The organism is Labilibacter marinus (genome assembly GCF_001659685.2).
Classification (GTDB): domain Bacteria; phylum Bacteroidota; class Bacteroidia; order Bacteroidales; family Marinilabiliaceae; genus Saccharicrinis; species Saccharicrinis marinus.
The window spans coordinates 1-23,961 of the sequence record NZ_LXYE02000044.1; the positions used below are offsets into that span (position 1 = coordinate 1).

At 34.7% G+C, this 23,961-nt stretch carries 20 protein-coding genes; 7 read left to right on the top strand and 13 right to left on the bottom strand.

Annotated features, from left to right (window positions below):
* The first annotated feature begins 474 nt into the window (after positions 1-474).
* Complete coding sequence (locus A8L32_RS17705; RefSeq protein WP_075591123.1) at positions 475-1,101, top strand: leucine-rich repeat domain-containing protein; 627 nt, start codon at positions 475-477, stop codon at positions 1,099-1,101.
* 296 nt (positions 1,102-1,397) lie between these two features.
* Positions 1,398-3,335: an ATP-binding protein gene (locus A8L32_RS17710; protein WP_066632250.1), complete on the top strand. Its 1,938-nt coding sequence runs from the start codon at positions 1,398-1,400 to the stop codon at positions 3,333-3,335.
* A 70-nt stretch (positions 3,336-3,405) separates the two neighbouring features.
* Here A8L32_RS17710 and A8L32_RS17715 read toward each other — a convergent pair whose 3' ends face one another.
* The 10 genes from A8L32_RS17715 to A8L32_RS17760 all read right to left on the bottom strand — a co-directional run bounded on the left by A8L32_RS17715 (position 3,406) and on the right by A8L32_RS17760 (position 15,695).
* Positions 3,406-3,765, bottom strand: a complete 360-nt coding sequence (locus A8L32_RS17715) for a hypothetical protein (protein ID WP_066632252.1) — start codon at positions 3,763-3,765, stop codon at positions 3,406-3,408.
* Positions 3,762-4,394, bottom strand: a complete 633-nt coding sequence (locus tag A8L32_RS17720; RefSeq protein WP_066632253.1) for a DsbA family protein — start codon at positions 4,392-4,394, stop codon at positions 3,762-3,764. Before A8L32_RS17720 ends, A8L32_RS17715 begins: the two co-directional genes overlap by 4 nt.
* 2 nt (positions 4,395-4,396) lie before the next feature.
* On the bottom strand, positions 4,397-7,411 hold the full coding sequence (locus A8L32_RS17725; RefSeq protein WP_066632254.1) for an AsmA family protein: 3,015 nt from the start codon (positions 7,409-7,411) through the stop codon (positions 4,397-4,399).
* Between the two features lie 186 nt (positions 7,412-7,597).
* Positions 7,598-8,857 (bottom strand): NADH:ubiquinone reductase (Na(+)-transporting) subunit F, encoded by a 1,260-nt coding sequence (nqrF, locus tag A8L32_RS17730; protein ID WP_066632255.1) that lies wholly within the window; start codon positions 8,855-8,857, stop codon positions 7,598-7,600.
* A gap of 27 nt (positions 8,858-8,884) precedes the next feature.
* Positions 8,885-9,502 carry an NADH:ubiquinone reductase (Na(+)-transporting) subunit E gene (gene nqrE, locus A8L32_RS17735; protein WP_066632256.1) on the bottom strand — a complete coding sequence of 206 codons (618 nt, stop codon included), beginning with the start codon at positions 9,500-9,502 and terminating at the stop codon, positions 8,885-8,887.
* A 24-nt stretch (positions 9,503-9,526) separates the two neighbouring features.
* The gene (locus tag A8L32_RS17740; protein ID WP_066632262.1) at positions 9,527-10,183 is read right to left on the bottom strand and encodes an NADH:ubiquinone reductase (Na(+)-transporting) subunit D; all 657 of its coding nucleotides are present in this window, start codon (positions 10,181-10,183) and stop codon (positions 9,527-9,529) included.
* 11 nt (positions 10,184-10,194) lie between these two features.
* Positions 10,195-10,890 (bottom strand): NADH:ubiquinone reductase (Na(+)-transporting) subunit C, encoded by a 696-nt coding sequence (gene nqrC, locus A8L32_RS17745; RefSeq protein ID WP_066632264.1) that lies wholly within the window; start codon positions 10,888-10,890, stop codon positions 10,195-10,197.
* Positions 10,891-10,903: 13 nt separating this feature from the next.
* A complete protein-coding gene (locus tag A8L32_RS17750; protein ID WP_066632266.1) occupies positions 10,904-12,085 on the bottom strand; it encodes an NADH:ubiquinone reductase (Na(+)-transporting) subunit B in 1,182 nt (393 codons plus the stop codon).
* A gap of 39 nt (positions 12,086-12,124) precedes the next feature.
* The gene (locus A8L32_RS17755; protein WP_066632268.1) at positions 12,125-13,474 is read right to left on the bottom strand and encodes a Na(+)-translocating NADH-quinone reductase subunit A; all 1,350 of its coding nucleotides are present in this window, start codon (positions 13,472-13,474) and stop codon (positions 12,125-12,127) included.
* A 250-nt stretch (positions 13,475-13,724) separates the two neighbouring features.
* Positions 13,725-15,695, bottom strand: a complete 1,971-nt coding sequence (locus A8L32_RS17760; RefSeq protein WP_066632270.1) for a sensor histidine kinase — start codon at positions 15,693-15,695, stop codon at positions 13,725-13,727.
* A 213-nt stretch (positions 15,696-15,908) separates the two neighbouring features.
* Between A8L32_RS17760 and A8L32_RS17765 the strand changes: the two genes are divergently transcribed.
* The 5 genes from A8L32_RS17765 (at position 15,909) to A8L32_RS17785 (ending at position 20,672) form a co-directional block, all read left to right on the top strand.
* Entirely contained in the window at positions 15,909-17,174 is a 1,266-nt protein-coding gene (locus A8L32_RS17765) for a type IX secretion system plug protein (protein WP_075591124.1), read from the top strand.
* A 36-nt stretch (positions 17,175-17,210) separates the two neighbouring features.
* On the top strand, positions 17,211-17,882 hold the full coding sequence (locus A8L32_RS17770; protein ID WP_066632274.1) for a hypothetical protein: 672 nt from the start codon (positions 17,211-17,213) through the stop codon (positions 17,880-17,882).
* A gap of 217 nt (positions 17,883-18,099) precedes the next feature.
* Complete coding sequence (gene pruA, locus A8L32_RS17775; RefSeq protein WP_066632276.1) at positions 18,100-19,728, top strand: L-glutamate gamma-semialdehyde dehydrogenase; 1,629 nt, start codon at positions 18,100-18,102, stop codon at positions 19,726-19,728.
* A gap of 202 nt (positions 19,729-19,930) precedes the next feature.
* Positions 19,931-20,233 carry an FtsB family cell division protein gene (locus tag A8L32_RS17780; protein ID WP_066632278.1) on the top strand — a complete coding sequence of 101 codons (303 nt, stop codon included), beginning with the start codon at positions 19,931-19,933 and terminating at the stop codon, positions 20,231-20,233.
* 121 nt (positions 20,234-20,354) lie between these two features.
* The gene (locus A8L32_RS17785) at positions 20,355-20,672 is read left to right on the top strand and encodes a hypothetical protein (RefSeq protein WP_066632280.1); all 318 of its coding nucleotides are present in this window, start codon (positions 20,355-20,357) and stop codon (positions 20,670-20,672) included.
* 17 nt (positions 20,673-20,689) lie between these two features.
* Here the strand turns inward: A8L32_RS17785 and A8L32_RS17790 are convergent, their stop codons facing one another.
* The 3 genes from A8L32_RS17790 to A8L32_RS17800 form a co-directional block, all read right to left on the bottom strand.
* Positions 20,690-21,943 carry a glycosyltransferase family 2 protein gene (locus A8L32_RS17790; RefSeq protein WP_066632282.1) on the bottom strand — a complete coding sequence of 418 codons (1,254 nt, stop codon included), beginning with the start codon at positions 21,941-21,943 and terminating at the stop codon, positions 20,690-20,692.
* Between the two features lie 66 nt (positions 21,944-22,009).
* Complete coding sequence (locus tag A8L32_RS17795; RefSeq protein ID WP_066632459.1) at positions 22,010-22,642, bottom strand: OmpH family outer membrane protein; 633 nt, start codon at positions 22,640-22,642, stop codon at positions 22,010-22,012.
* 200 nt (positions 22,643-22,842) lie between these two features.
* Positions 22,843-23,913 (bottom strand): PorP/SprF family type IX secretion system membrane protein, encoded by a 1,071-nt coding sequence (locus A8L32_RS17800; protein ID WP_066632284.1) that lies wholly within the window; start codon positions 23,911-23,913, stop codon positions 22,843-22,845.
* Between the last annotated feature and the right edge of the window lie 48 nt (positions 23,914-23,961).

The following is a 23,961-nucleotide window of genomic DNA, read 5'->3' on the forward strand; positions in this document are numbered from 1 at the left end:
CAATATTGATAATAGGTATATTAGTATAAACCTATGAATACAATAAAACTATATGGTATTTTAATTACGAATAAGAACAAATTAATATCGACTTAAGACAAATGAGCTTCGAAATGAGTCAAATATTATTCGATGATATAGTGCATTATGGCGACAATGATAAATTAAGTAGCGTTGATGTGTGGCGTAAGTGGAATATTATACATTTTCATTACTGAACTTGGCTATAATTCTTTTTAAGGACAAGAAAAATATTGCATTTTTTCTCATAAACTTTATTGTTCATGATGACTACTATGCTAAAGGTAGTGTCGCAAGCCAGAAAGAGAAAACTGCACGTGGCATTAACAAGAGTTCGAATAAAACGAATAAAATCAGTTTATAGTTTATCAAGCTAAGCTTTGAATAGTGTTAGTAAAGCAACGTAAAATTGCAGTTTTATAAAATTATGGCTTTATTGCTATAGAATTACAAATGGTAATATTAAGGATGGGAGATTTAGATATTATTGAGGAATTAAGAACACAGCTGCCTAAAAATTTGAAACAGGTAAAACAAGTAACTTGGTTTTTAAAAGGTTTTCAACTGAACGACTTAAGTCAGGTTACCCATTTGAGTATTGCTAAATTTAATTTACAAGGCGAATGGCCTTCTGCTCTTTTTAAATTGCAACATCTAGAATCATTGGATATTCAGGAAAATGGTATCACTTATATTCCTGAAAAAATTAATCAGCTTAAAAGCTTAAAATTTCTAGACATTCGTTTAAATCAGATTAAAAATTTACCCAGCACCATTAAAGAATTGCCCAATCTAGAGAAGCTGTATTTAGGTAACAATGCTTTTCAGGAAATACCAGAGGTTATTAGTGATTGTCCATCTCTTGAGTTAATTGACTTTACCAATAACCTAATTTACGAAGGTTGCGAAAATCTATTAAAATCAAACTCCATTAAAAATATCTACCTCAAGAATAACGGCATTTATGACTTCCCTTTCCATATGCTTGCTGACAAAAATATAAACGAGCTTAACTTGATGGAAAATAATGTGATCGATATTCCTGAAGAGCTGGAATCAGTTGCCAATATTTTATATTAAAAATAGCCGCCTATAAAAAAGCAGAACAGTTATTTTGTAATTCTGAGCTTACAGTAGGAACAAAATAAATCATTGTTTAATAGCATTTCTACTTCCCAAACAACTCACCAAAAGTATTTCATATCTGTGTAAACCTTAAAGGTAAAATCACGTAACTGAAACATATTATACCGAATGAAATAAAAAAGATCTTCTGGGTGAGTTCCTCAGAAGTTTAGTATAAAAAATTAAACGCAATATTATTTATACATAGCTCTTAATTAGTACAATTAGAGGCTGTAATAAAAAAGATTAAGATGTTAACTATTAAACGACTTGTTCTAATTTCAATAGTAATATGTCCATTTTTTAAAATTTCTGCCATTGGAAAATTAGCAGAAATACGCTATAAATTAGAGCTTGCAGATAGTACAGAAAGAATTGATGCACTGCTAGAGCTTGCAGAATATTACAAAAACTACCATGGCGACAGTTGTTTAAAATATGCAAATATCGCACTTCAAGAATCGACAGACCAAGATTATTACAATGGGAAACTAAAAGCCCATCATAATATAGGTATTGGTTTTTATTTAAATGATTTATTTGACCAGTCGATGAGCCATTATAATACCGCACTTAGCATGGCTAACGAAACTAACAATACTTATGATGCTGGGCAAATACATAGCAATATGGCTATTCTTCATGAGGTTAATGAACAGTTTGATAAAGCTTTTGAGCACTATGACAAGGCCATAACTTTGTTGAAAGACACTACAGATAACAATATTACCTCAGCTATCTTAATTAACATGGGCGTTTTATACGCACGCACAGGGGATTACAGTTTAGCAATGACTAAGTTGCTTGAGGCTAAGAATTTAATGGTACTATCGCCAGATTACAACCGCGATCAGTATATGCTTTTGAACCTAAATATTGTTGAAATTTATAAATTACAGAACGAGTTAATAAAAGCGGAACAATTACTAGCTAAACTTGAGGGCGAACTCATCAATGGTTATACGACCTTTGCTAAGGTTTCATTTTATCTAGCTAAGGGTAATCTTATGCAATTAACTAGTAAAAACAATGAGGTTATACCAGCTTATAATAAGGCCATTGAATTGTCACAATTAATGGGTAATAAACGCAAAGAGATGGTTGCCCATCGACAGCTTGCTGAACATTACAGAAACCAACAACAATACTCTAATGCATATAAAGAACATTGCTTATATACGAATTTAAAGGATAGTGTTTTTAATGAGGACAAAAACAAACAGCTGCTAGAGGTTGAAGCAAAATATAAAGCAAACTCGCAAAAACTTGAAATTGAAACATTGCATAAGGAGCAAAAAATTAATGAGATGGCACTATTACGCTCCAGAACTCGCATATATTACCTTATCGGATTTACCCTATTAGTTATACTTATTTTGCTTCTATTATTGTGGGGTTATAGATATAAGATACAAACCAATAACATCCTAAAAAACACGAATAATCAATTGGTTAATTCAGAAAAGAAACTTTTAAATTTAAATGATTTAAAAAATGATTTAATACGAATTTTGGGTCATGATTTAAAGAACCCTTTAAATACCATCATTATTTTTTCTGATTTGTTATTACTCGATAAGCTATTTCCAGAGCATTCGAAAAATAGAAAATATGTTGAAAACATATTACAAACTGCACAAAGTGCAAATGTATTAATAGAGAATATTGTTCATTGGGCTAGATTACAGCAAGGTGAATACAATCTTGTATCAAACTATTTTAATTGCTATGAGATGGCTAATATAGCCATTGATCCATACAAAAGTCAAGCTAATAACAAAAATATAGCGATAAATATTAATATAAATAAAACAGATATAGCCTATGGCGATAGCTTTACATATCAAGTCATCATAGGTAATCTGATTAATAATGCTATTAAATATTCTAACGAAGGTGACGATATTTCTGTTGAAAGTGAAAGAATCAATAACTTCATTAAGATTAAGGTTCGAGATGAAGGCGTAGGTATCAGTGCGGATATTCAGGAAAAGATTATGGGGAATAAAGGACTTTACACAAGCCCTGGCACTCAGAATGAAAAAGGCACGGGATTTGGTATAAAGCTGTGCCAGAACTACATTGACCTGAATAAAGGAGAGTTTGGTTTACATAGTGAACCAGGCCAAGGCAGTGAGTTTTACTTTACCTTTCCAATTGATAATATCGATATAAAGGCAAAACAATAAAGGCTATGTGGCGGTTAAAAAAAATGGCCGCCTATAAAAACAAGCAGCCACTATTTTTTAAATTTTAATTTTAGTTACAGTCAGCGCACGAAACTCTAGCCTCTTCTAATAACTTGTCAGTTACAGCTTTTAATTCCGCATCCAGTGCATCTAAATCTCCATTCCATGATTTCATATTTACTCCAGCTAAACAAGCGTCGGTAATAATTTCATTACGCACATCCGCACAGTCTTTTCCATCACAAGGTTTATCTACACCTTTATAAGTCCAATAACAACTTGTTGAGGTACAACAAGCGTTTGCCTCAATCTCTGTATCGTCAGGACAAACTGCTTCTGGATTTTCACAAAAAGAGTTAGGCTCCTCTTCTTCGCAGGCTACAAATAAAAACATAGCCATCAACATCATCGAAATAATTTTTGTTTTCATTGTCTTGATATTTTAAATTCTTGTTTGAGTATATCGTCCAGTTTTTCAAAAGAGATAAAACCACTATATACCTTATCATTAATTACTATTGTAGGAGTTCCTTTAAAACTCTGACTTCTGAACTCATTAACGTTGTTTTTAATGAAATCATATTCCGAGTCCAACAAATAACACTCAGCAATTTCGTTATTTTTATCGATTATATCATCAATTAATATATTAAACTCCTCTGATTTAACAATATTAGGATTAGCCAATAATAATTGATGTAGTTTATCATACTTGCCAAAACGATATATGCAGCTTGCTGCTTTTAAAGCATTCAATGTTTGGACATCCTCACCAAATTCTACCCATTTTACAACTACCTTTAAGTCCCCTTTGTCTAAATACTCTTCTTTTAATTTTGGGAAAGTTCTTGTAAATAAATACCTACAATACTGACAATTATAGCTTGCGTATAGAAACATGGTATTTAATGCTTCATTCCTCCCAAACACAACATCTTCTTTACTTTGATGAATTTGATGTTTTATTTTTCTCGCGTTATCGCTTTCAGCCGTTTTGCACGAAAAGCAAAATAATAAAGACAAAATCCCCATTACGACCAAAGTTCGCTTCTCTTTCATACCTATTTGTCTGTATTATATAAAACCAAATTTGGATCGAACCTAAATTCAACCATTTCTTTTTGAAGATTTACTCTAGCATCCATTCTATCCCTATCATTTCGTTTATCCAAACCAGTCCTTTTTGAACTAGACACTACATAAATAGGCCTTTTCCCATCTTTTACAGCTTCATCAACAAATCCATTATCCTTGGCTGCCTTAGCTAGCTTGTCCTTATCATTTTTTGACAAAAGTTGATTCAAGTACATTCTAATATGGTAAGCGTATTCCTCTCCAAAACTATACATACCAAAAAACATGGCATCAAAAGAAGAAGTCTCAATAATAGTTCTAGGGAAGTACATCTTATTCTTAAAAAGAAACATCTTACTCTCCAGCGTACTGAAATATAGCTTATCCATATTCTGAAGCTTTATCATGGCTATTTCTTCTACTTCCATTACTGGTTTCACATTAATGAGTGCCCCATCCTCTAATTTAATATCTCCTTTTAAGAGCATTTTTTCATATATTACATTATAATCATGTAGATCAACCCTACCGTCAATTATACCAGACAATTTTCCCTGAACATTTTTACTTTGAAAATCCTCCTGACCTATATATTCTTCTAAATCTCCAATTAATTGAGAAACATCCAAACCTTTTGCATCTATTTTAAAATGCATAATATCCTTCAAATATGGAACATCCACTTTAGTATGCTCCATTTCATATTTTACGGAAGCTTTTAAATTCCCCCCAAAAACATTACAATTTAAATCATCAGCAACATAATACCCATCGTCCACCTTGGCTAAAAATTTAGAGTCAATATTTTTAGCAATGATGTCTCCATACTTAAAACTTGCCAGTTTAACCTTACCATTTATAACAGTGGTAAACATTTGCTCATAGGCTTCTTCATTTTCCTTCTCTTCTATTTTAGCTTGCATTTCAGCTTCATTCATAGGAACGGAATCACCTAGAAATCCTTCTATCCAAGCATAATCTAGATCGCCAGCACCAAAATGACCATTTACCGTAAGTTGCTTTTTTTGATTTTGTATTGCCGCCGAATAAACATTTAATATCGAAGTTGAATCTGCAGAAAAGGAAAGTCCTAAATAATTACCAGAAACCTGATCCATCCAAATACTATCGTTTCTATAATCTACTTTGCCAGATAGACCAATCACATTCATAATAGTATCTGGCATATTTAAATAAACATCTTTGAAAGAAACCGAGAACTGGCTACTTTCAAACAACAAAGGCATCGCGTGGTCTGCTACAGATTCTATATTAAACTCACCTGCAGAACTTATTTCAGCGCCTACTTGTCCCGACATGCTGTTGGCTATATCTTCAGGAAGCATTTGTTTTACCTCGGATAAATTTAAGCTTAAAGCAGTTCTTAAATCATACTTTATATTTTTTAATCCATTTACTTTTCCCGATGCCCAAACAGATGAACCTGGAGTTTGGATACTTACACTATCCAGGTTAAGGGCTAGCCTTTCGTAATCGCTTATTTTACCTTTAAAATTTCCTTTAACAAATGCATTTGATACCGTTGCACCATATTCAGGCACATCCACCTTAAAATCGCTTATTTTTATCTTATTGGGTTGGTAAATAAAGGTTCCTCCCAATTGATTAATTTCTGGAACAGAATCCTTTTTTACATGAACATCAGACATCGTTAAGTTCATTTGCGTTCGAGCCAAAACATAATCTATAAATTTATCATCTATAGAGTCTAGTATCGTTCCATTACTAGAGATTTTTGCTGTAATAGTTCCGCTTAATTCCTGTATGGTAGAATCAGGGATATATGGCAATAATTCCAAAAGATTTGCCGAAACATTTGTATGGAATTCATAATGAATCTTTTCTAAATTTTGGATCTTGCCAGATAAGTTAACTTCACTTTTCCCTGTTTTGGCTGAAAAAGTTTTTATGTCGACTTCTGAAGATTTTAATGTACTTGCATAACCATTGGTATAATCCGCCTCCAGTGTTATATTATCTATAGTTGGATAAATATCGTACTTCATTTGTCCTTCTTTCAGTTGGATAGCAACATCTACATGAGGAATAGTATGAGTAGTTACAAAGCCTTTGGCCGAACCTTTAATTCCTGCCAAGCCACCAGCTTTTATAATATGATACTCCTTCAACATTTGAGCGGGCAGTATAGATAAGTTTTCAGCAATATCTATTTCTTCACCAGAAAATTCAATATCTACATAAGTACTGTCTCCATAGGCGTATTCACCAGACAATTGAATAGCTGCAGTTCCTGTTTTCATAACAAAATCCTGTATGCGCACAGTATCATTTAAAGCGGTGACATCAAAACTTAACTCTGTATTACCTATTACTTTTAAATTATATTCCTGAAACTGCACAGACTTAACGATTACCTTTCCTTCAGTAGCTGCTTTAAAACCTTCAGGCTCTAACTCACCATTCATTTCTACATTTTCGATTAAAACCTCTGCCGAAGTTTTAAGCGATTCATCAATATAAGTGAGTTCAATATTTGATAGTTGTAATTGATCTAAGGTAAACACCCCCTGAACCTTGGTAGTATCCTGATTAAGTTCTACGGTATCCGACTCCATCCCCTCTAATATGAAATCAAAATTACTATTACCCAATGAATCTACTATATACTTAGCATGTACATCTTCAATCTCAATTTCTTTCACCAATACATTACCCTTCATCAATTGAATCACATCCACTGATGCATATAACTTTGAGATCCCAGCAATAGTATCCCGCGGCTCTTGTGTTGAATCGCACAACATGGCCAAATTATTAAACTCAATGGTTGCATACGGAAAGTTATAAACTAAGCTAAAATCAACCTCTCCAACAGTAAGCGGAACTTCGAAAGTTTTAGCTCCTTTTTCAAGCGCCAACTTAATCATCTCATCCTTGAATATTTCTGCTAGAATGATGAGTAACAGAATAAATCCTCCGATGATTAAAAATATGTTTCGAGCCAAATGTCTTTTTTTCATTATATAAAGATATGAATGAAGGATGATATATTCCAGATGTATACAAATACCAATCCATTTTAAAATGGAAAGTTATAAAATTGATTGTAGTTTCGATTAGCTATAAAACAAAAAAAGACCCCCGAAGGAGTCTTTTTATATATAAGAGTGAATCTTATGTCTTTAAACTAAAATCTTAATACTTGATTAAGATCCAAAGTCATCAAATGCAATCATTTCATCAGGTACACCTAAATCATAAAGCATTTTATTTACCGCATCATTCATCATTGGAGGTCCACAAAGGTAATACTCGATGTCCTCTGGTTCTTCATGCTTGCTTAAATACTCATCATTAATTACCTGGTGAATAAATCCAGTAGCACCAGTCCAGTTATCCTCTGGTTGAGGATCACTTAAGGCGATGTGGAATTTAAAGTTAGGAAACTCTTTCTCGATAGCTTCGAACTGATCTTTATAGAAAATTTCTTTTACCGAACGAGCACCATACCAGAAAGTAGCCTTACGACCCGTTTTTAATGTATGGAATAAGTGGAAGATGTGAGAACGCATTGGCGCCATACCAGCACCACCACCAATAAACATCATCTCACGCTCCGTTTCTTTAATAAAGAATTCTCCGTAAGGACCTGAAACAACCACTTTATCTCCTGGCTTACGAGAGAAGATATATGAAGAACAAATTCCTGGATTCACTTTCATAAATCCACCATTTACTCTATCAAAAGGAGGTGTAGCAATACGAATGTTTAACATTACGATATTACCTTCTGCAGGGTGGTTGGCCATTGAGTACGCACGGAATGTTTCCTCTGGGTTAACCATCTGTAGATTGAAAATGCCATATTTTTCGTACTCTTCACGGTATTCAGATCCAATTTCCATATCCTTAAAATCAACTGTGATTTTAGGTACATCAATCTGGATATATCCTCCCGATTTAAAGTCTAATATTTCACCATCTGGTAATTTAACTACAAACTCTTTAATGTAAGTTGCTACGTTGTCGTTAGAAACCACTGTACACTCCCACTTCTTGATACCAAGAATCTCTTGAGGGATTTCCATTTTCATGTCTTCCTTCACTTTTACCTGACAAGATAAACGCCAGTCATTGGCCTGTTCTTTACGAGTAAAATAACCTGTTTCGGTTGGTAAAATAGAACCTGCCCCATCAGTTACCTGACAACGACACATGGCACATGTACCACCACCACCACAAGCAGATGGAAGGAAAATTTGGTTGCTACCTAAAGCAGACAATAATGTTTGGCCTGGAGAAACTTCTAAAGCTTGCTCGCCATTATTAATGTCGATAGTAACGGTTCCCGCTGGTGTTAACTTTTGTTTTACATACAAAAGGATGCCCACCAACAGTAGGATAACTAGTAAGAAAACTACCACACTGGTAGTAATTACTACACCCTGACTAGCTAAAAATATCATACTATATCAATGTTTTTCTTACTGTTATTATAACTGAATTCCCATAAAACTCATAAACGCGATACCCATTAAACCTGTAACGATAAAAGTGATACCTAATCCACGCAATGGAGCTGGAATATCAGAGTATTTTAATTTTTCGCGGATAGCTGCAATACCAACAATAGCTAATAACCAACCAATACCCGAACCAAGTCCGAATGAAGTTGCTTCTGCTAATGAAGCGTACTGACGCTCTTGCATAAATAAAGATCCTCCTAAGATGGCACAGTTTACAGCAATCAGTGGTAAGAATATACCAAGTGAACTATAAAGAGCGGGAGCAAATTTTTCTACGATCATCTCAACCAATTGTACCATTGAAGCAATTACAGCAATAAACATGATAAAGCTAAGGAAGCTTAAATCAACATCTACAAAGCCTTCTCCTAACCAAGATAAGGCACCTGCTTTTAGTACATATTCGTTTAAAAGATAATCAGCTGGCACTGTAATTACAAGTACAAATACCACAGCCAAGCCTAGACCAAACGATGTTTTCACAGTTTTTGATACTGCTAAGTATGAACACATACCTAAGAAGTAAGCAAACACCATGTTATCGATAAAAATAGACTTGATGAATATATTAATTATATTTTCCATTGAAATCAATTTTGTAGTTTACGATTAATCTTCTACCAAGTCCTTGTTACGTGAACGTTGAACCCAAATAATGATACCTACTGTTACCAAGGCCATTGGAGGTAAAATCATAAAACCATTATTTGCATATCCCATGTCATAAAATGCCTGAGGGATGATGTTTAAGGTTCCTAATCCAGGTAATGTTAAAGTACCTGATCCTAATAGCTCACGAAAGAAAGCTACAATGATTAAGATTACTCCGTACCCTGCAGCATTACCTACACCATCTAAAGCTGATTGCCAAGGTTTGTTACCTAAAGCAAAAGCCTCTAAACGACCCATGATAATACAGTTGGTAATAATTAATCCAACAAAAACAGATAGCTGCTTACTTACTTCGTAAGCAAAGGCTTTAAGAATCTGGTCAACCAGAATTACAAGGGCAGCTACAACTACCAACTGAACGATGATACGAATTCGTGAAGGAATTGTATTACGTAGCAGCGATATAAGAATATTGGCAAAAACCAATACGAACATTACCGAAATTGACATTACAATTGCCGGCTCTAACTTTGCCGTAACCGCTAGTGCCGAACAAATACCCAATACCTGAATAGTAATAGGGTTTTGTGCGTTAAGCGGGTTTGTTATAAGTTTTCGGTTTTTAGCTGAAAACAAAGGTTCTTTGTCGCTCATTTTTTAACCGTTTAATTTTTTAAATACTTTTCGTACCCACTTAGGCACTCTTTTAACATATCGGTAACTCCATTACTAGTAATGGTACCCCCCGAGATAGCATCAACCGCATGTGGATTCGTACTTGTATCTACTCCTTTTACAACTGCAATAGAAGTAAACACGCCTGACTCATCAAAAATGGTTTTTCCTTTAAAAGGAGTCTGAAAGAATTCTTTAGAAATCTCAGCACCTAATCCTGGCGTTTCACCTTTGTGGTCAAAAGTAGCTCCGTATACGGTATTTTTATCCGCATTAAGCGAAATATATCCCCAAACAGGTCCCCATAATCCAACACCACGAAGAGGAATAATAATTTTTTCTTCTCCGCTTTCTAGCTTACAGATATAAAGTGGGTAGTTACGATCTTTTTGTTCTTTACGAACTTCTTTAGCCATATCAATATCAAAAGCATTACCTTCCACTTCGCTTCCGCTAACGTTAATAACCTTTGTGTTTTCTCCGATATGTTTTGCGTATAGCTCTTCAGCAGTAGTCGCATCGCTGGCAATTCCAACTGATCTTAATAAATCAATTTTCTTAGCTACTTCAACGTTTTTGTTTTGTATTGGCTTTAATGATTCCGATACAAAAGCTAAAACAGCAGCAACCACGATTACCATGACAACGGCATAAAGAACTGTATATAAATTTCCTTGTTTGTCCATTTTTATAGTTTTATTAAGCGTTTACTCTTTTTAAACGACGTTTAATATTTTGTTGAACAATAACATGATCAATCAATGGAGCAAAAGTGTTCATTAGTAAAATGGCTAACATTACACCTTCTGGATATGCTGGGTTAAACACACGAATTAAAATGGCAAATACACCAATTAAAAATCCGTAAATGTATTTTCCTTTATCAGTACGCGCTCCAGATACAGGATCTGTTGCCATAAATACCGCACCAAAAGCAAATCCACCTAAACATAGTTGGTGTAAAGCAGGAACATTCATTAGTTCGTTAGCACCAATCAGGTTAAACCCGTATGCCATGATAAAACCACCTGCAAAAACACTGACCATTATTTTCCAGTTAGCAATACCAGTTAATAACAAGATTACTGCCCCAATTAAAATAGCTAATGTGCTTGTTTCTCCAATCGATCCTGGAATCATTCCGATAAAACTATTCCAAAGGTCATAAACACCACCATCTGCTAATCTTCCTAATCCTTCGCCCGATTTTAGTACAGCTGCTTCACCTAAAGCTGTTGCTCCAGAAAAACCATCTACTATACCTTCTCCTTTACTCATGCCTGAAACCCAAATAAGATCTCCTGACATTTTTGAAGGATAAGCAAAGAATAAAAATGCTCTGGCAATTAAAGCTGGGTTCCAGATATTCATACCTGTACCTCCAAAAACTTCTTTACCAATTACTACAGCAAATGCAGTTGCAACAGCTACCATCCACAAAGGAATATCAGCTGGTAACACCAAAGGAATTAACATCCCCGATACAAGGAATCCCTCCGCAACTTCGTGTCCTCTTAATTGAGCAAACATAAACTCAATGCCAAGACCTACTACATAAGATACAATTACAATAGGAAGTACTTTTATAGCACCATACCCTATCATTGGCCAAAAGTCAGCACCCTGACCCGTAGCTAAAAAATGTTGGTATCCTGTATTCCAAATTCCAAACAACAAAGCAGGAATTAATGCCATTACCACAACGGCCATTGTTCTTTTAGAATCAATAGCATCATGGATATGAACACCTGTTTTTGAGGTTGTTTTTGGAACAAAAAGTAAAGTCTCAAAAGCATCGAATGAAGAGTGCAATTTTTCAAACTTCCCACCTTTTTCAAAGTTGGGTTTGATTTTATCCAAATATTGTCTTAATGCTTTCAATTTATTTTAATTTTAATATTTACAAATTGATGGAGCCAATTAGCTCATCTCTTTAACCATAGTATCAATACCCTTACGGATAATGCTTTGGATTTCAAGTTTTGAAGTACAAACAAACTCACAAAGTGCTAAATCTTCTTCAGCTACTTCATAAATTCCTAATTGCTCCATTTTATCGATATCCTCCGTGATGATGGCTTTGATTAAATGCTCTGGTAATATGTCCATTGGCAATACTTTATCGTATTGTCCTGAAACAATGATAGCACGAGGTCCACCATTTAAATTCGCATTTAAAGCATATTCTTTTTTAGGACTCAACCATGAGAAGAATGATTTAGATACACTAAACTTGTTTAAGCCAGGTGCTACCCAACCCATAAATTCAGCTTCATCACCCTCTGGTATAACTGTAATTTGAGAATCGTAGCTTCCCAAATATCCATCCTTACTTACATTACCGCCAGTAAGAACGTTTCCACTAATATATCTTAGGTTACCTTCTTCTACATTGTTTTGAACATATGCAGAAATACTAGCACCAACTTTAGTTTTTACGTAATTTCTTGTCTTTAACTCAGAACCAGTTAAAGCAATAATCCTAGACGCATCATATACTCCTTCAGTAAATAATTTACCTAATGAAATAACCTCTTGCGGCTGGATAGTCCAGTAAATATCTCCTTTATTAATAGGTGATACGTGGTGAATTTGAACACCTACATTACCTGCTGGGTGTGGACCAGAAAAAGAACTTACTTTAGCGCCTGAAACAGAAACAAAAGCTTTAGAAGCCATTTGACTATTCACTCCAATATTTACTCCACCTGAAGTAAGCTTGTTTAATACATCAACACCTGCTTGAAAAGCAGACTCTTGACCAGCTACAACAAAATCGTTATCTGGAGCTAATGGTGAAGAATCAAAAGCAGAAATAAAGATTGCTTTTGGCTCGTCGGCTGGATTAGCTACCACGTTGTATGGTCGCTGACGAAAAAATGGCCACATTCCTGATGCCAAAATCTTTTCTAAGGCCGCCTCCTTTGATACTTGTTTTGGATCAGCTGCTCCAAAATCCTCTGCTTCATTTTGGTTGTCGCTTTTCACCACAACCTCTAATATTCGTCTGCGCTCTCCACGGTTTACTACCTGCACCTCTCCACTAACAGGAGAAACAAATTTAATATCAGTACGATACTTGTCGAAAAACAACACCGAACCAACCTTAACTTTGTCACCAGGCTTAACCGCTAACTTTGGAACCAATCCAGGGAAATCTCCTGGTTTGATAGCAAAAAGCTCAGGTAAATTGGTAGTACCAAATACTTTTTCCGCTTTACCCTTTAGCCGAATATCAAGACCTTTTTTTATTTTAATTACGTCTGACATGTTTGATAAAAAGTTTTTTTTTGAATTTGGATGCAAAAATACAATAATTTATAACTTAATAAGCCTCTGAACTTAACTATTAAAGAAAAAATTCGTTAAATAATTTATAAATCATAAGTATCTAATGCTCATGTTCATATAGAATGAAAGTTTGTTTAAACAAAATAAGGAGTAAAAAGTATTTATTATGTGCAGAAAATAGTATACCCCCCGCTTGCTGTATAGCGAGAATTAAATAACAATATAAAAATCAAACATTTATTTCATTGAAAGCTGGTTTGTAAGGTATGGTAAAATAGAATTTCGCCCCTTCACCTTTCCTAGACTCTATCCATATTTTACCGCCTAGCAATTCTATAAAACCCTTTGAAATGGAAAGCCCCAGACCCGTTCCGCCATACTCTTTGTTGGTAGAAAAATCAACCTGCCTAAAACGTTCAAAAACAAGCCTATGAAACTTCGGATCAATACCAATACCACTGTCTTTCACACAAAAAACAAGCATCTCACTTTTTCGCTCACAATTAATTTCAACAAATCCTTTTGATGTGAATTTTACACCATTGGAGATAAGGTTTGTTAATATCTGAATCAGCTTAGTTTGATCAGAATAAACATTTGCTTCGTAATCATTTAACTTAACTCCTGCTCTAACTTGCAATTTAGAAGTGGTTTCATCCTTATTAAACATGAGTATTAAACGATCGATAATTTGGTTCACATTTATCTTGTCTGTCCGTACATTGGCTTGCTCTGTTTCTAATTGAGAGATGGTAAGCACATCGGTTAAAATAGATAACAATTGATTACTACTGCTCCGAATAACCGAAATATAATCAATTTCATGGCCAGTAGACTCTTCACTACTTAGCAACTCCGAAAAACCTACAATAGCATTTAGGGGCGTTCTTATCTCATGTGACAAGTTATTTAAAAAAGCTGTTTTTAATCTTCCTCCTTCTTCTGCTTTTTCTTTCGCAGCAATTAACTCCTGTTCCGTTTCTTTGAGTTTAGTAATATCAAAAGAAAAACCACCGATACGAGGCTCCTCTCCTGGCACTTGTAACAAAAACTTCAGTGCATGCAACCAAACTTTTTTACCTCCTACTTTAGCGGTATAGATAAGTTGTAACTGTTTGGCCTCCCCACTTAGTATCTTATTGTCTGAATCCTTAATAAGTTCAATGGTTTCTTCATCAAAAATAGGGCTCTCCGATCCATACAATGTTTGATCATCGAACTTTAATTCATTTACCTTTTTATTTTTATAGATGTGCTTGGAATCTTTATCCTTGATATAAACGAAAGCTCCTATGTTCTCCATAAAGGTTTTAAAAACAGCCTCGCTACGTTTCACCTTTTGTGTTGCTACACGAATTCTATATCGTAATAAAAAAACAAAAACCATTAAGGATAATACGGCCACTGCAACCACATATAATGAATCTTTAACATACCGAGGCACTACTTGAATAGAGCCAACATTTCCATGCGACCACTTTTGACGGGATACATTAAAAACGGACTTGCTATCTCTTTTCCATTTTACCAGATAATTATCTAAAAGATCCAGTAACTCTGCGTTTTCATTCTTTTTTACCGTAAAAAATATATCAAACGGATTCAATACAATTCCTGTAGATCGCAAGCCATGCTCCATATATTTACCTGCTCCAAAAGTGTTATTTACAACACCTGCGTCTACAATCCCTTTTGAAACCAGCTGAAAAACCTCTTCAAACTCATCCACTTCAATAAACGAACATTGAACAGACAGTTTTTTAGTTAATTCCTTAAGGTGCCTGGCATTCATATCTTTTTTCATGACGGCAATTTTCTTACCTGCCAAATTCAAAATACCATCAATATCTGAATCCGGATCTACATAAACTTCGCCCCACACCGTTAACAAAGGTGTTAAGCCGTAATCCATATACTCATTACGCTCATCACTATACGCAACACTTGTCATTAAATCAATTTTACCCGCTTTTATTTTCGCTAGGCCATCTTCCCAACTACTGCAGATATATTTAAATTTTATGTTTTCTTTCTTTTCAATTTCGCACAGCGCATCTACATAAAAGCCTTTTACTTCTCCATCGTCATCCATAAAAATTGCTGGATACAAACTAAAAGCACCTACTTTAACTTCTTTTTGTGCATGTAAACCTGAAGTAAAGAATAACAGAATGAATATTTTAGGTAGAAGTTTTATCATATTTAGGCTGCATCAAAAATTGGAGAAATAAGATACTAAAATAAATTCAAACAACATCTAATATTCAAACAATTAACATTCTTAATCAAGAATAACGACACGCGATATGTAAGACAAATCTATCTGATAGCTCATTTAGAAGTATAGGAATATGTATAGAAAATATGCACTTTATTCAGAATTGGTATATTTAAGCCATCAAAAGATAATAGCATGATAAAAAAGATATTACTAACATTCATATTTAATTTGTGTTTATTGGCTTTCAGCCAATCTCAGGTTATTGAAAACAAAAGCCACCACAGATCCATTAAAACTATTCAGTGTCATAAAAAAAACTGGCCTTTATCATACCCCATCATAAATTTTGGCGAACAACTGCAATTGTCATTTGATGATTTGAATGGCGAGATACAAGACTATTACTACACCATAATTCATTGTGATGAAAATTGGGAACAATCGCAATTAATGGAAACAGAATATGTAAGTGGAATTAATGAGGTACCTCTATTGAACTATCAATATTCTTTTAATACTTCTATTGATTATGTGCATTATCAAGTAAATTTTCCTAATCAAGATATACAGCTGCGCGTATCGGGCAATTATATCATTAAAATTTATGCCGATGGCGATATGGATAATACCATTTTAACACAACGTTTTATGCTTACGGAACAAAAGGTGAGGATATTTCCAAAGGTAAAATACACCATGAATTCTGACATAAGGGATGCACAACAAGAAGTAAGCATTAATATTAAACATCCTAATTTTGAGACATCAAACCCTGTAGAAGAAGTGCGTGTTCATATTATTCAAAATGGCAGATTAGACAATGCCATTATAGGTTTAAAACCCATGTTTGTGCGAAATTACGAATTGGATTACAACTACAATCGCGAAACTCTATTTGAAGGTGGTAACGAATACAGATGGTTGGATATTAGAAGTATTCGTTTTCAGAGTAGCACCATAAAAGACATTACCTTCCACGACCCATATTCGCATGTTGAGTTATTTCCTGATGAAATATATGCAGGTAAATCATATTTTTTCAATAACGATTTTAACGGAAGGTATGTAATTGAAGTGCAAGAGAGCAATGATGATTTGCGAGAAGCAGAGTATGTTTACGTCCATTTTTCATTACCTAGAGAAGAACCGCTTGTAGGAGGTGATGTACATTTATTAGGCGGCCTAACCAATTGGCACCTTGACCAATCATCCATCATGAAATACAACTTTAACTTTAAACAATATGAGGCCTCTTTGTTATTGAAACAGGGCTTTTATAATTATCAGTACGCCTTTAAACCCAATGGAACAGATAAAGCATCTGTCAGTATGTTTGAAGGCTCTCATAGCAAGACTGAAAATGATTACCTTATACTTGTGTACTATCGAGGTACAGGAGATTATTTTGATAGACTGATTGGTGTTAGTCAGGTAAATTCAGTGAGTGGAAGAGAGTAATCATCTTAATAAAACCTTATTATCTAAACTACAACTATGGAAAACCCTATTGTTATTATCATTATTGCTGCAGTAGCTTTTATTATTTTTGGAAGTATTTATTTCAGCAAAAAAGCTATTATAAAACGAAAACTTAAGAAAGCAACGTACAAGCGAATCTCACATTTTAGAGATGGCGACACAGCCAAAATAGTTGGAAAGGTAGAGCTTGTTGATAAAGCCCTTATCGCTCCGCTCTCTAATAGGGAATGCGCCCATTATCATATTACAGTTGAGCAAAAGAAATCCTCAGGTAAAAACTCACATTGGTCTACTATTATTGATGAAAGCCAAACTTGTAATTATGTGATTAGAGAAGGTGAGCATTATGCTTTTATAAACTCTAGCCACATGAAAAGTTACATTGTGAAGGATAGGGATTATTCTTCGGGCACATTTAATGATGCAACAGAAGAACTTGAAAAGTACTTAAATAGTAAAGGGCATGAAAGTGAGAACTTTTTAGGACTAAATAAAAGCATAAGATATAAAGAGGGCATACTCGAAAGTAATGAAGAAATTGCTGTCTTAGGCCAAGGTCATTGGAAAACGGGAGCACAACTCGGACTACCCTCAAAGTACAAAAAGATACTAGAGATTGTTGCTAATAATGATAATAAGATATTTTTAAGTGATGCTACGGATACTACTAGCAAGGCTTCTTTATAATAAAAGTGCTAATTTGAATAATAGTATCTCATCATTATTCTAAAACAATTCTCACAAAATGGATTAAAACATCGCTGACGTGATTATTATCATACTCTTATCACCTCAAACACTGACATAATTCATTAAATAAACAGGGCATCTTATCGTAAATTTGTAATGAGGGCAATTATGCCTTAACTACGAAATAAGTTTAATAACCATAAATAATTAAGTTATGCCTAAAGGAATATTTAATGTACCAATTGCCGAAAATGAGCCGGTATTAAGTTACGCTCCAGGAACATCTGAAAGAGAAGAACTTCAAGCACAGTTGAAAGCATACAAAGCATGCGAAGTGGATATTCCAATGTACATTGGTGGAGAAGAAATTAGAACGGGCAACAAAGTTTCTATGCATCCTCCTCACGACATTAAGCATTGCTTGGGTTATTATCATCAGGGTGATGAAACACATGTTCACCAAGCTATTGATGCAGCATTAACAGCCAAAGAAAAATGGGCTAATTTAAGTTGGGAACATCGTGCAGCTATCTTTTTAAAAGCTGCTGATTTAGTAGCAGGTCCTTACCGTCAGAAAATAAATGCAGCTACCATGTTGGGGCAATCGAAAAATGCATATCAAGCCGAAATTGATGCAGCTTGTGAGTTAGCGGATTTCTTCCGTTTTAACGTTCAATACATGACCGATATATATGCCGAGCAACCAGAAAGTGCTCCTGGCATGTGGAATAGAGTAGAGTACCGACCATTGGAAGGTTTTGTATTTGCTTTAACACCATTTAATTTCACCTCTATTGCAGGAAACTTACCATCCGCCCCGGCATTAATGGGCAATACAGTTGTTTGGAAACCTTCTAAAACTGCAGTATACTCTGCTCAGGTATTAATGGAGATATTTAACGAAGCAGGTGTGCCACCTGGAGTAATTAACTTAGTTTATGCTTCTGGACCTTTAACTGCTAAGGTAGTTTTCGAACACCCAGAATTTGCAGGAATTCACTTTACTGGCTCAACTGGCGTATTCCAAAGCATGTGGAAAACCATTGGAGCAAATATTGAGAAATATAAATCGTACCCCCGTATTGTTGGAGAAACAGGAGGTAAAGATTTCATTTTGGCACATAAATCATGCGATGCCAAAGCAGTAGCTACGGGTATTGTACGTGGTGGCTTTGAGTTTCAAGGACAAAAATGTTCTGCCGCTTCTCGTGTTTATATTCCTGCCAGCAGATGGTCAGAGATTAAAGGTTATGTGGCCGAACAAATGGCAGAATTAAAAATGGGTGACCCTGAGGACTTCTCAAACTTTGTAAATGCGGTAATCGACGAAAGCTCATTCAACAAACTGTCTGGAGCTATTGATGCTGCAAAAGAGAGCAAAGAAGCCGAAATTATCTTTGGTGGTAATTACGATAAATCAAAAGGTTATTTTATTGAGCCAACCATTATTGAAACAAGCAATCCGCAATACGATACTATGGTAGAAGAATTGTTTGGCCCAGTAGTGACCTTATATGTGTACGAGGATGCCAAGTTTGAAGAAACGATGGATATTTTAGATAAAACATCGATGTATGCATTAACAGGCGCAATCTTTTCGCAAGATAGATATGCTGCTGAATTAGCTACTAAACGCTTGGTAAATGCGGCAGGTAATTTTTACATCAATGATAAACCAACAGGAGCGGTGGTTGGTCAGCAACCATTTGGTGGATCTCGCGGATCAGGAACCAATGACAAAGCTGGTTCAGCCATTAATTTAATGCGATGGGTTACTCCACGTACCATTAAAGAAACGTTTGTTCCTGCTCACGATTACAAATATCCATTTTTAGAGAAATAGATTCTGAATAGAATTAAATAAAAGATAAGTATAAAGATTCAAAGCCGATTTCCCAACAGAGGAAATCGGCTTTTTCGATGAACAGTGTACAATACGCTCTGCTCTATGCCCTGTAACTCGTCACCCATTACTCTAGGCACTTTTGCTCTTTTCCCTTTCCACTATCAACGCATTATTCTATCTTTGTACAAAACAAGTAATAATGAATTTACCTAAAGTAAATATTCCTTCATTCTTAAAGAATAAATACATACTCACGCTAGTTGTATTTGGCGTATGGGTGGCTTTTTTCGACCAAAATAATCTTTGGGATAGAGCCAAGCTTTCGTCCAGAATAGAACAATTAGAAAAACAGAAACATCATTATCAGGTAGAGATCGAACAAAACGAACGCAAGCTAAGTGAAATTCAAGAAAGCCCAGAAAGTCTAGAGAAGTTTGCACGTGAAGAATATCTAATGAAAAAGAAGGATGAAGATATCTTTGTTATAGTTGAAAAGGATTAAAACTTCATTAAGTAATTATAGAGACATAGTACTTCAACAAGCAGCAACTTAAGCAATGACTACTCATTAAATATCAATATTTTTCACTAGCATTGCGGTTTCAAATTATATTATATACAACATGTACAAAGCACTTAGCATAGCCTATTATATTGGAATGATACTAGTTTTACTGGGAATATTATTTCAATTAAATGAAATTCCTTATGCATTCATCTGTTTGGTATTGGGACTTATTCCTTTGCTTGGCGTGCGACTTTTTAACTTTTTAAAAGGTAAAGCCGAAAACAAACGTTTAAATGGAATAATGGTGATCAGTGCATTATTTCTAGTGGCAGCTGCAGCCCTCATATTCTTACATCGTAATTATTGGATTATTGCCGTTTTAATTACTGCCACACTTGATTTATATGTGACCTTTAGAAAGTTTAAAAAATAACCAGTATATACCCTTATCTATTGCTTTTGAAGTTCTCTGAATTTAAGAAGTAATTCACTCTCTTCAAATATATCATTGTTATCCAAACCGATTACCTCTAACAGCTCCATTGCAGCATCATAAACGGGCATTCTTTCCAGAAAATGTTCATGTGTATAATTCACATACTTAACTAGCTTAAAAGCATTAAAAGCATGAAAGAATCGCTTCCTAAACATTTCAATCGTTGAACAGTTTTCTCCAATTGGTTTTAACTCCTCATAAAAGTCTGAATTCAATAAAAAACTCCTTACCCTACCAGGTAAGTTCATTACTTCCTTCTGAAATTCATCCTCTGAGATTTTATAATAACTATCAATACTATCGAACAGAGGTTTTAAATCGACAAAACATTGTAAATTATAACTTAGGTATTCACTTTCATTATTATCAACCATCTTTTTAACGGATGGTCCTGTTCCAAAAGGCACTCGAGTAGAGATGCGCGGAGAAGGATATACAGTTGTTGTATTCAAGTTTCCATAATTACCTTGCTGCAATAACTTTTGAATAAAATAGAATTCTTCACCGCCTTGTCGCCTATTCATACCACCTACACTTACATACGAACTAGCCTTACACGAAAAACAAGAACCAATGGTATGCTCCGCATATGGTAATCCAATATATTGCAGACACGCTACATAATATCTTAAATGAATTTCGTATTGCTTAATAGCTGCATATATGTTTTGCTCATATTTATCTCCTTCTATAGGATGTTCAAAATAAATAGAACAAGCTTTATTCTTAGTATTGCTGTAAAAGCCAAAAATCTCCTCAAAGTAGTTTGTCTCAACGGTAGAATCGGCATCTAAGGATACAATAATTCCATTTACCTCCTCATTAACGGAAAAATGATGCACCGCTAAATCCATTCCTATTTTCCGTGCTAAACCAGCACCAAAATGTTTTCGTGGTAAATCGAATGCTTTAAGTACATATATATTTATAAAACCAGATTTATTGGAATAGGCTTCAATTTGTTTTATCGTTTCCTCCTGCTTTTCAATAATACTACCAGCTGCACCTTCAACAGCATTAAACACTAATAAAACAGATACCTTAGCATTTATAGGCTTACATGCAAATAGGGAGTCAAGTGTATCGTTTAGTTCGTCCTCTAAATAAACAGGAATAACCACCACCATAGCTGAGTCTGCCATTTGGTTAACATCAAAATCCGTAAATGGAGCGTGCTTACTTAAATATTTATCGAATGCTTGTATCATGGTTTCCTGAATTAAAAAAAGGCAGACTCCTTAAGGAATCTGCCTTTTATATGCTTATGTCTTTTCTTACTTAGTGGCTTCTGCGCTTTCGCCCTTGCTAATTTCGTAACGACTATTTAAAGCGTCCGCAATTTGCTGTGTAATATTTACACCCGGAGCACTATATAATACATTATCACCTAAAGTATTACTTAAAATCATTTTAAAACGACCATCTGCATTGTACTCTTCCAAGTAGTTGGTTAGAGTATCGCGTAATTGACGATTTAAGCCTTCTTGTTCTGCCATTAACTCCTGAGACAACTTTCCATTTAATTTTTGAAGCTCTTGTTCTCTCGCCATTAAATTTCTTTGCTCTTGTTCAGCTCTTTCTCTAGATAAAAAACCATTATTCTGAACCTTACGTTGAAACTCAGTCATCTGATTTTGTAATCTCTTAGCTTGTTCATTGAAATCAGTACGCGATTTCTCCTCTTTTTTCAATAAGTCTTCTTGTAAATCAATGGCTAATTTATACTGACGTAATAAAGAATCTGTATCAATATAGGCTACCGGAAATGTTCCACCTTCATTTATTCCTTGTTTAGCATTTTTATCACTATGCTCTCCTGTATTTGTTTCCGTTTGACAACCTGTAAACACGATTGACGCCAACCCAAATAATAATGCAAAATTAACAAACTGTAAGTTTCTTTTCATTTCTGTTTTTTTTGTTTTTAAGGCCAATATTTATGCAGATAAGATCTACCATAAATATTTGTTAGTCCTACTCCAAAGGAGTTACTCTTTTTAATCGAACAACAAATATAAATTAATAACAAATATTTAAAAATTTATTTTACACTTTTTGCAATATGGCAAGAAATAAGTATCTGTTTACTCAAATACAGAATAGTACTTTAGAATATTCTACGCGACCTAGAACGATATTTACTGCGCGAAGCTCCTCCTCCAGAATAGCCTGGTTGTGAACAAGGTATTGCACTTCGGTTAATCTTAGGTTTATTGGATGATGGTATAGTATACATGATAGAAAACTCATGAGATCCACCTGTATTTCCTGCAAGCTCAGATAAGGTTAAATCAAATGAATAACCCAGACGCATCTGACCTAGATGAATACCCATAATAGCAATGATAGCATCCTGATTTCGTAAGCTTTCCTGATTAGCCCCTGGTAAACCTCTATACCACAAACCTAACTCTATAGGATTATATACCCAATAGGCACCTAAATCTAATTGACTAAAATCAGCTTGTTTTCTATAATTAAACGCAAAAGTTACACTTTGGTCAGGCATTCTTCTTCTACCTTCTTTATATACCCATTTATATCCTCCAAACATGGTCATCTTTAAATCATAATTGGATTCGATATCTGTAAAACCAACATCACTTTTCACCAGATGATCAACGGTTATTCCACCCCAATACAAATTACTATATATCATAACCGAAGCAGCTGCATCAAACTTACTAAATTGATCTTGCTCCACAGTAATTGGCGTACTTGTTACTCCTGTACCCCCTGGACCTATTTCTCGTCCAGAAACGGCTTTGGAAGGATCAATAAAGGATTGGGCCAACTTAAATTGTAGGCCTGGACGCACCATAACCTTATCTGATACATAAATTTCATAGGCATATAACAAGCCAACATTCTGGTTTATTAACATTCCTTTTCCTTGGTCATCTCTGTAAAACTGAAGACCTACTCCACTATTGTAATCTGCAATATAATGGTCGAATGCACACGACAAGGTTTTATAAGTACCAGGAATACTTGGCCACTGATCACGATAATGCAAACTCAATCTACTGCCATCAGTAAGCCCTGTAAAAGAAGGACTCAAATACAGTGGTGACGCGTAATTTTGAGAAAACGAGGCATCCTGAGCTTTTAAATTACCTTCAATAAAAAGGCAAATGAATAAAACAATAACTATAAATATATTGCTATGTCTGACCATATTAAATCACTTCTATATAGTATTGTAGCAAGGAGTTTAATATCTCCT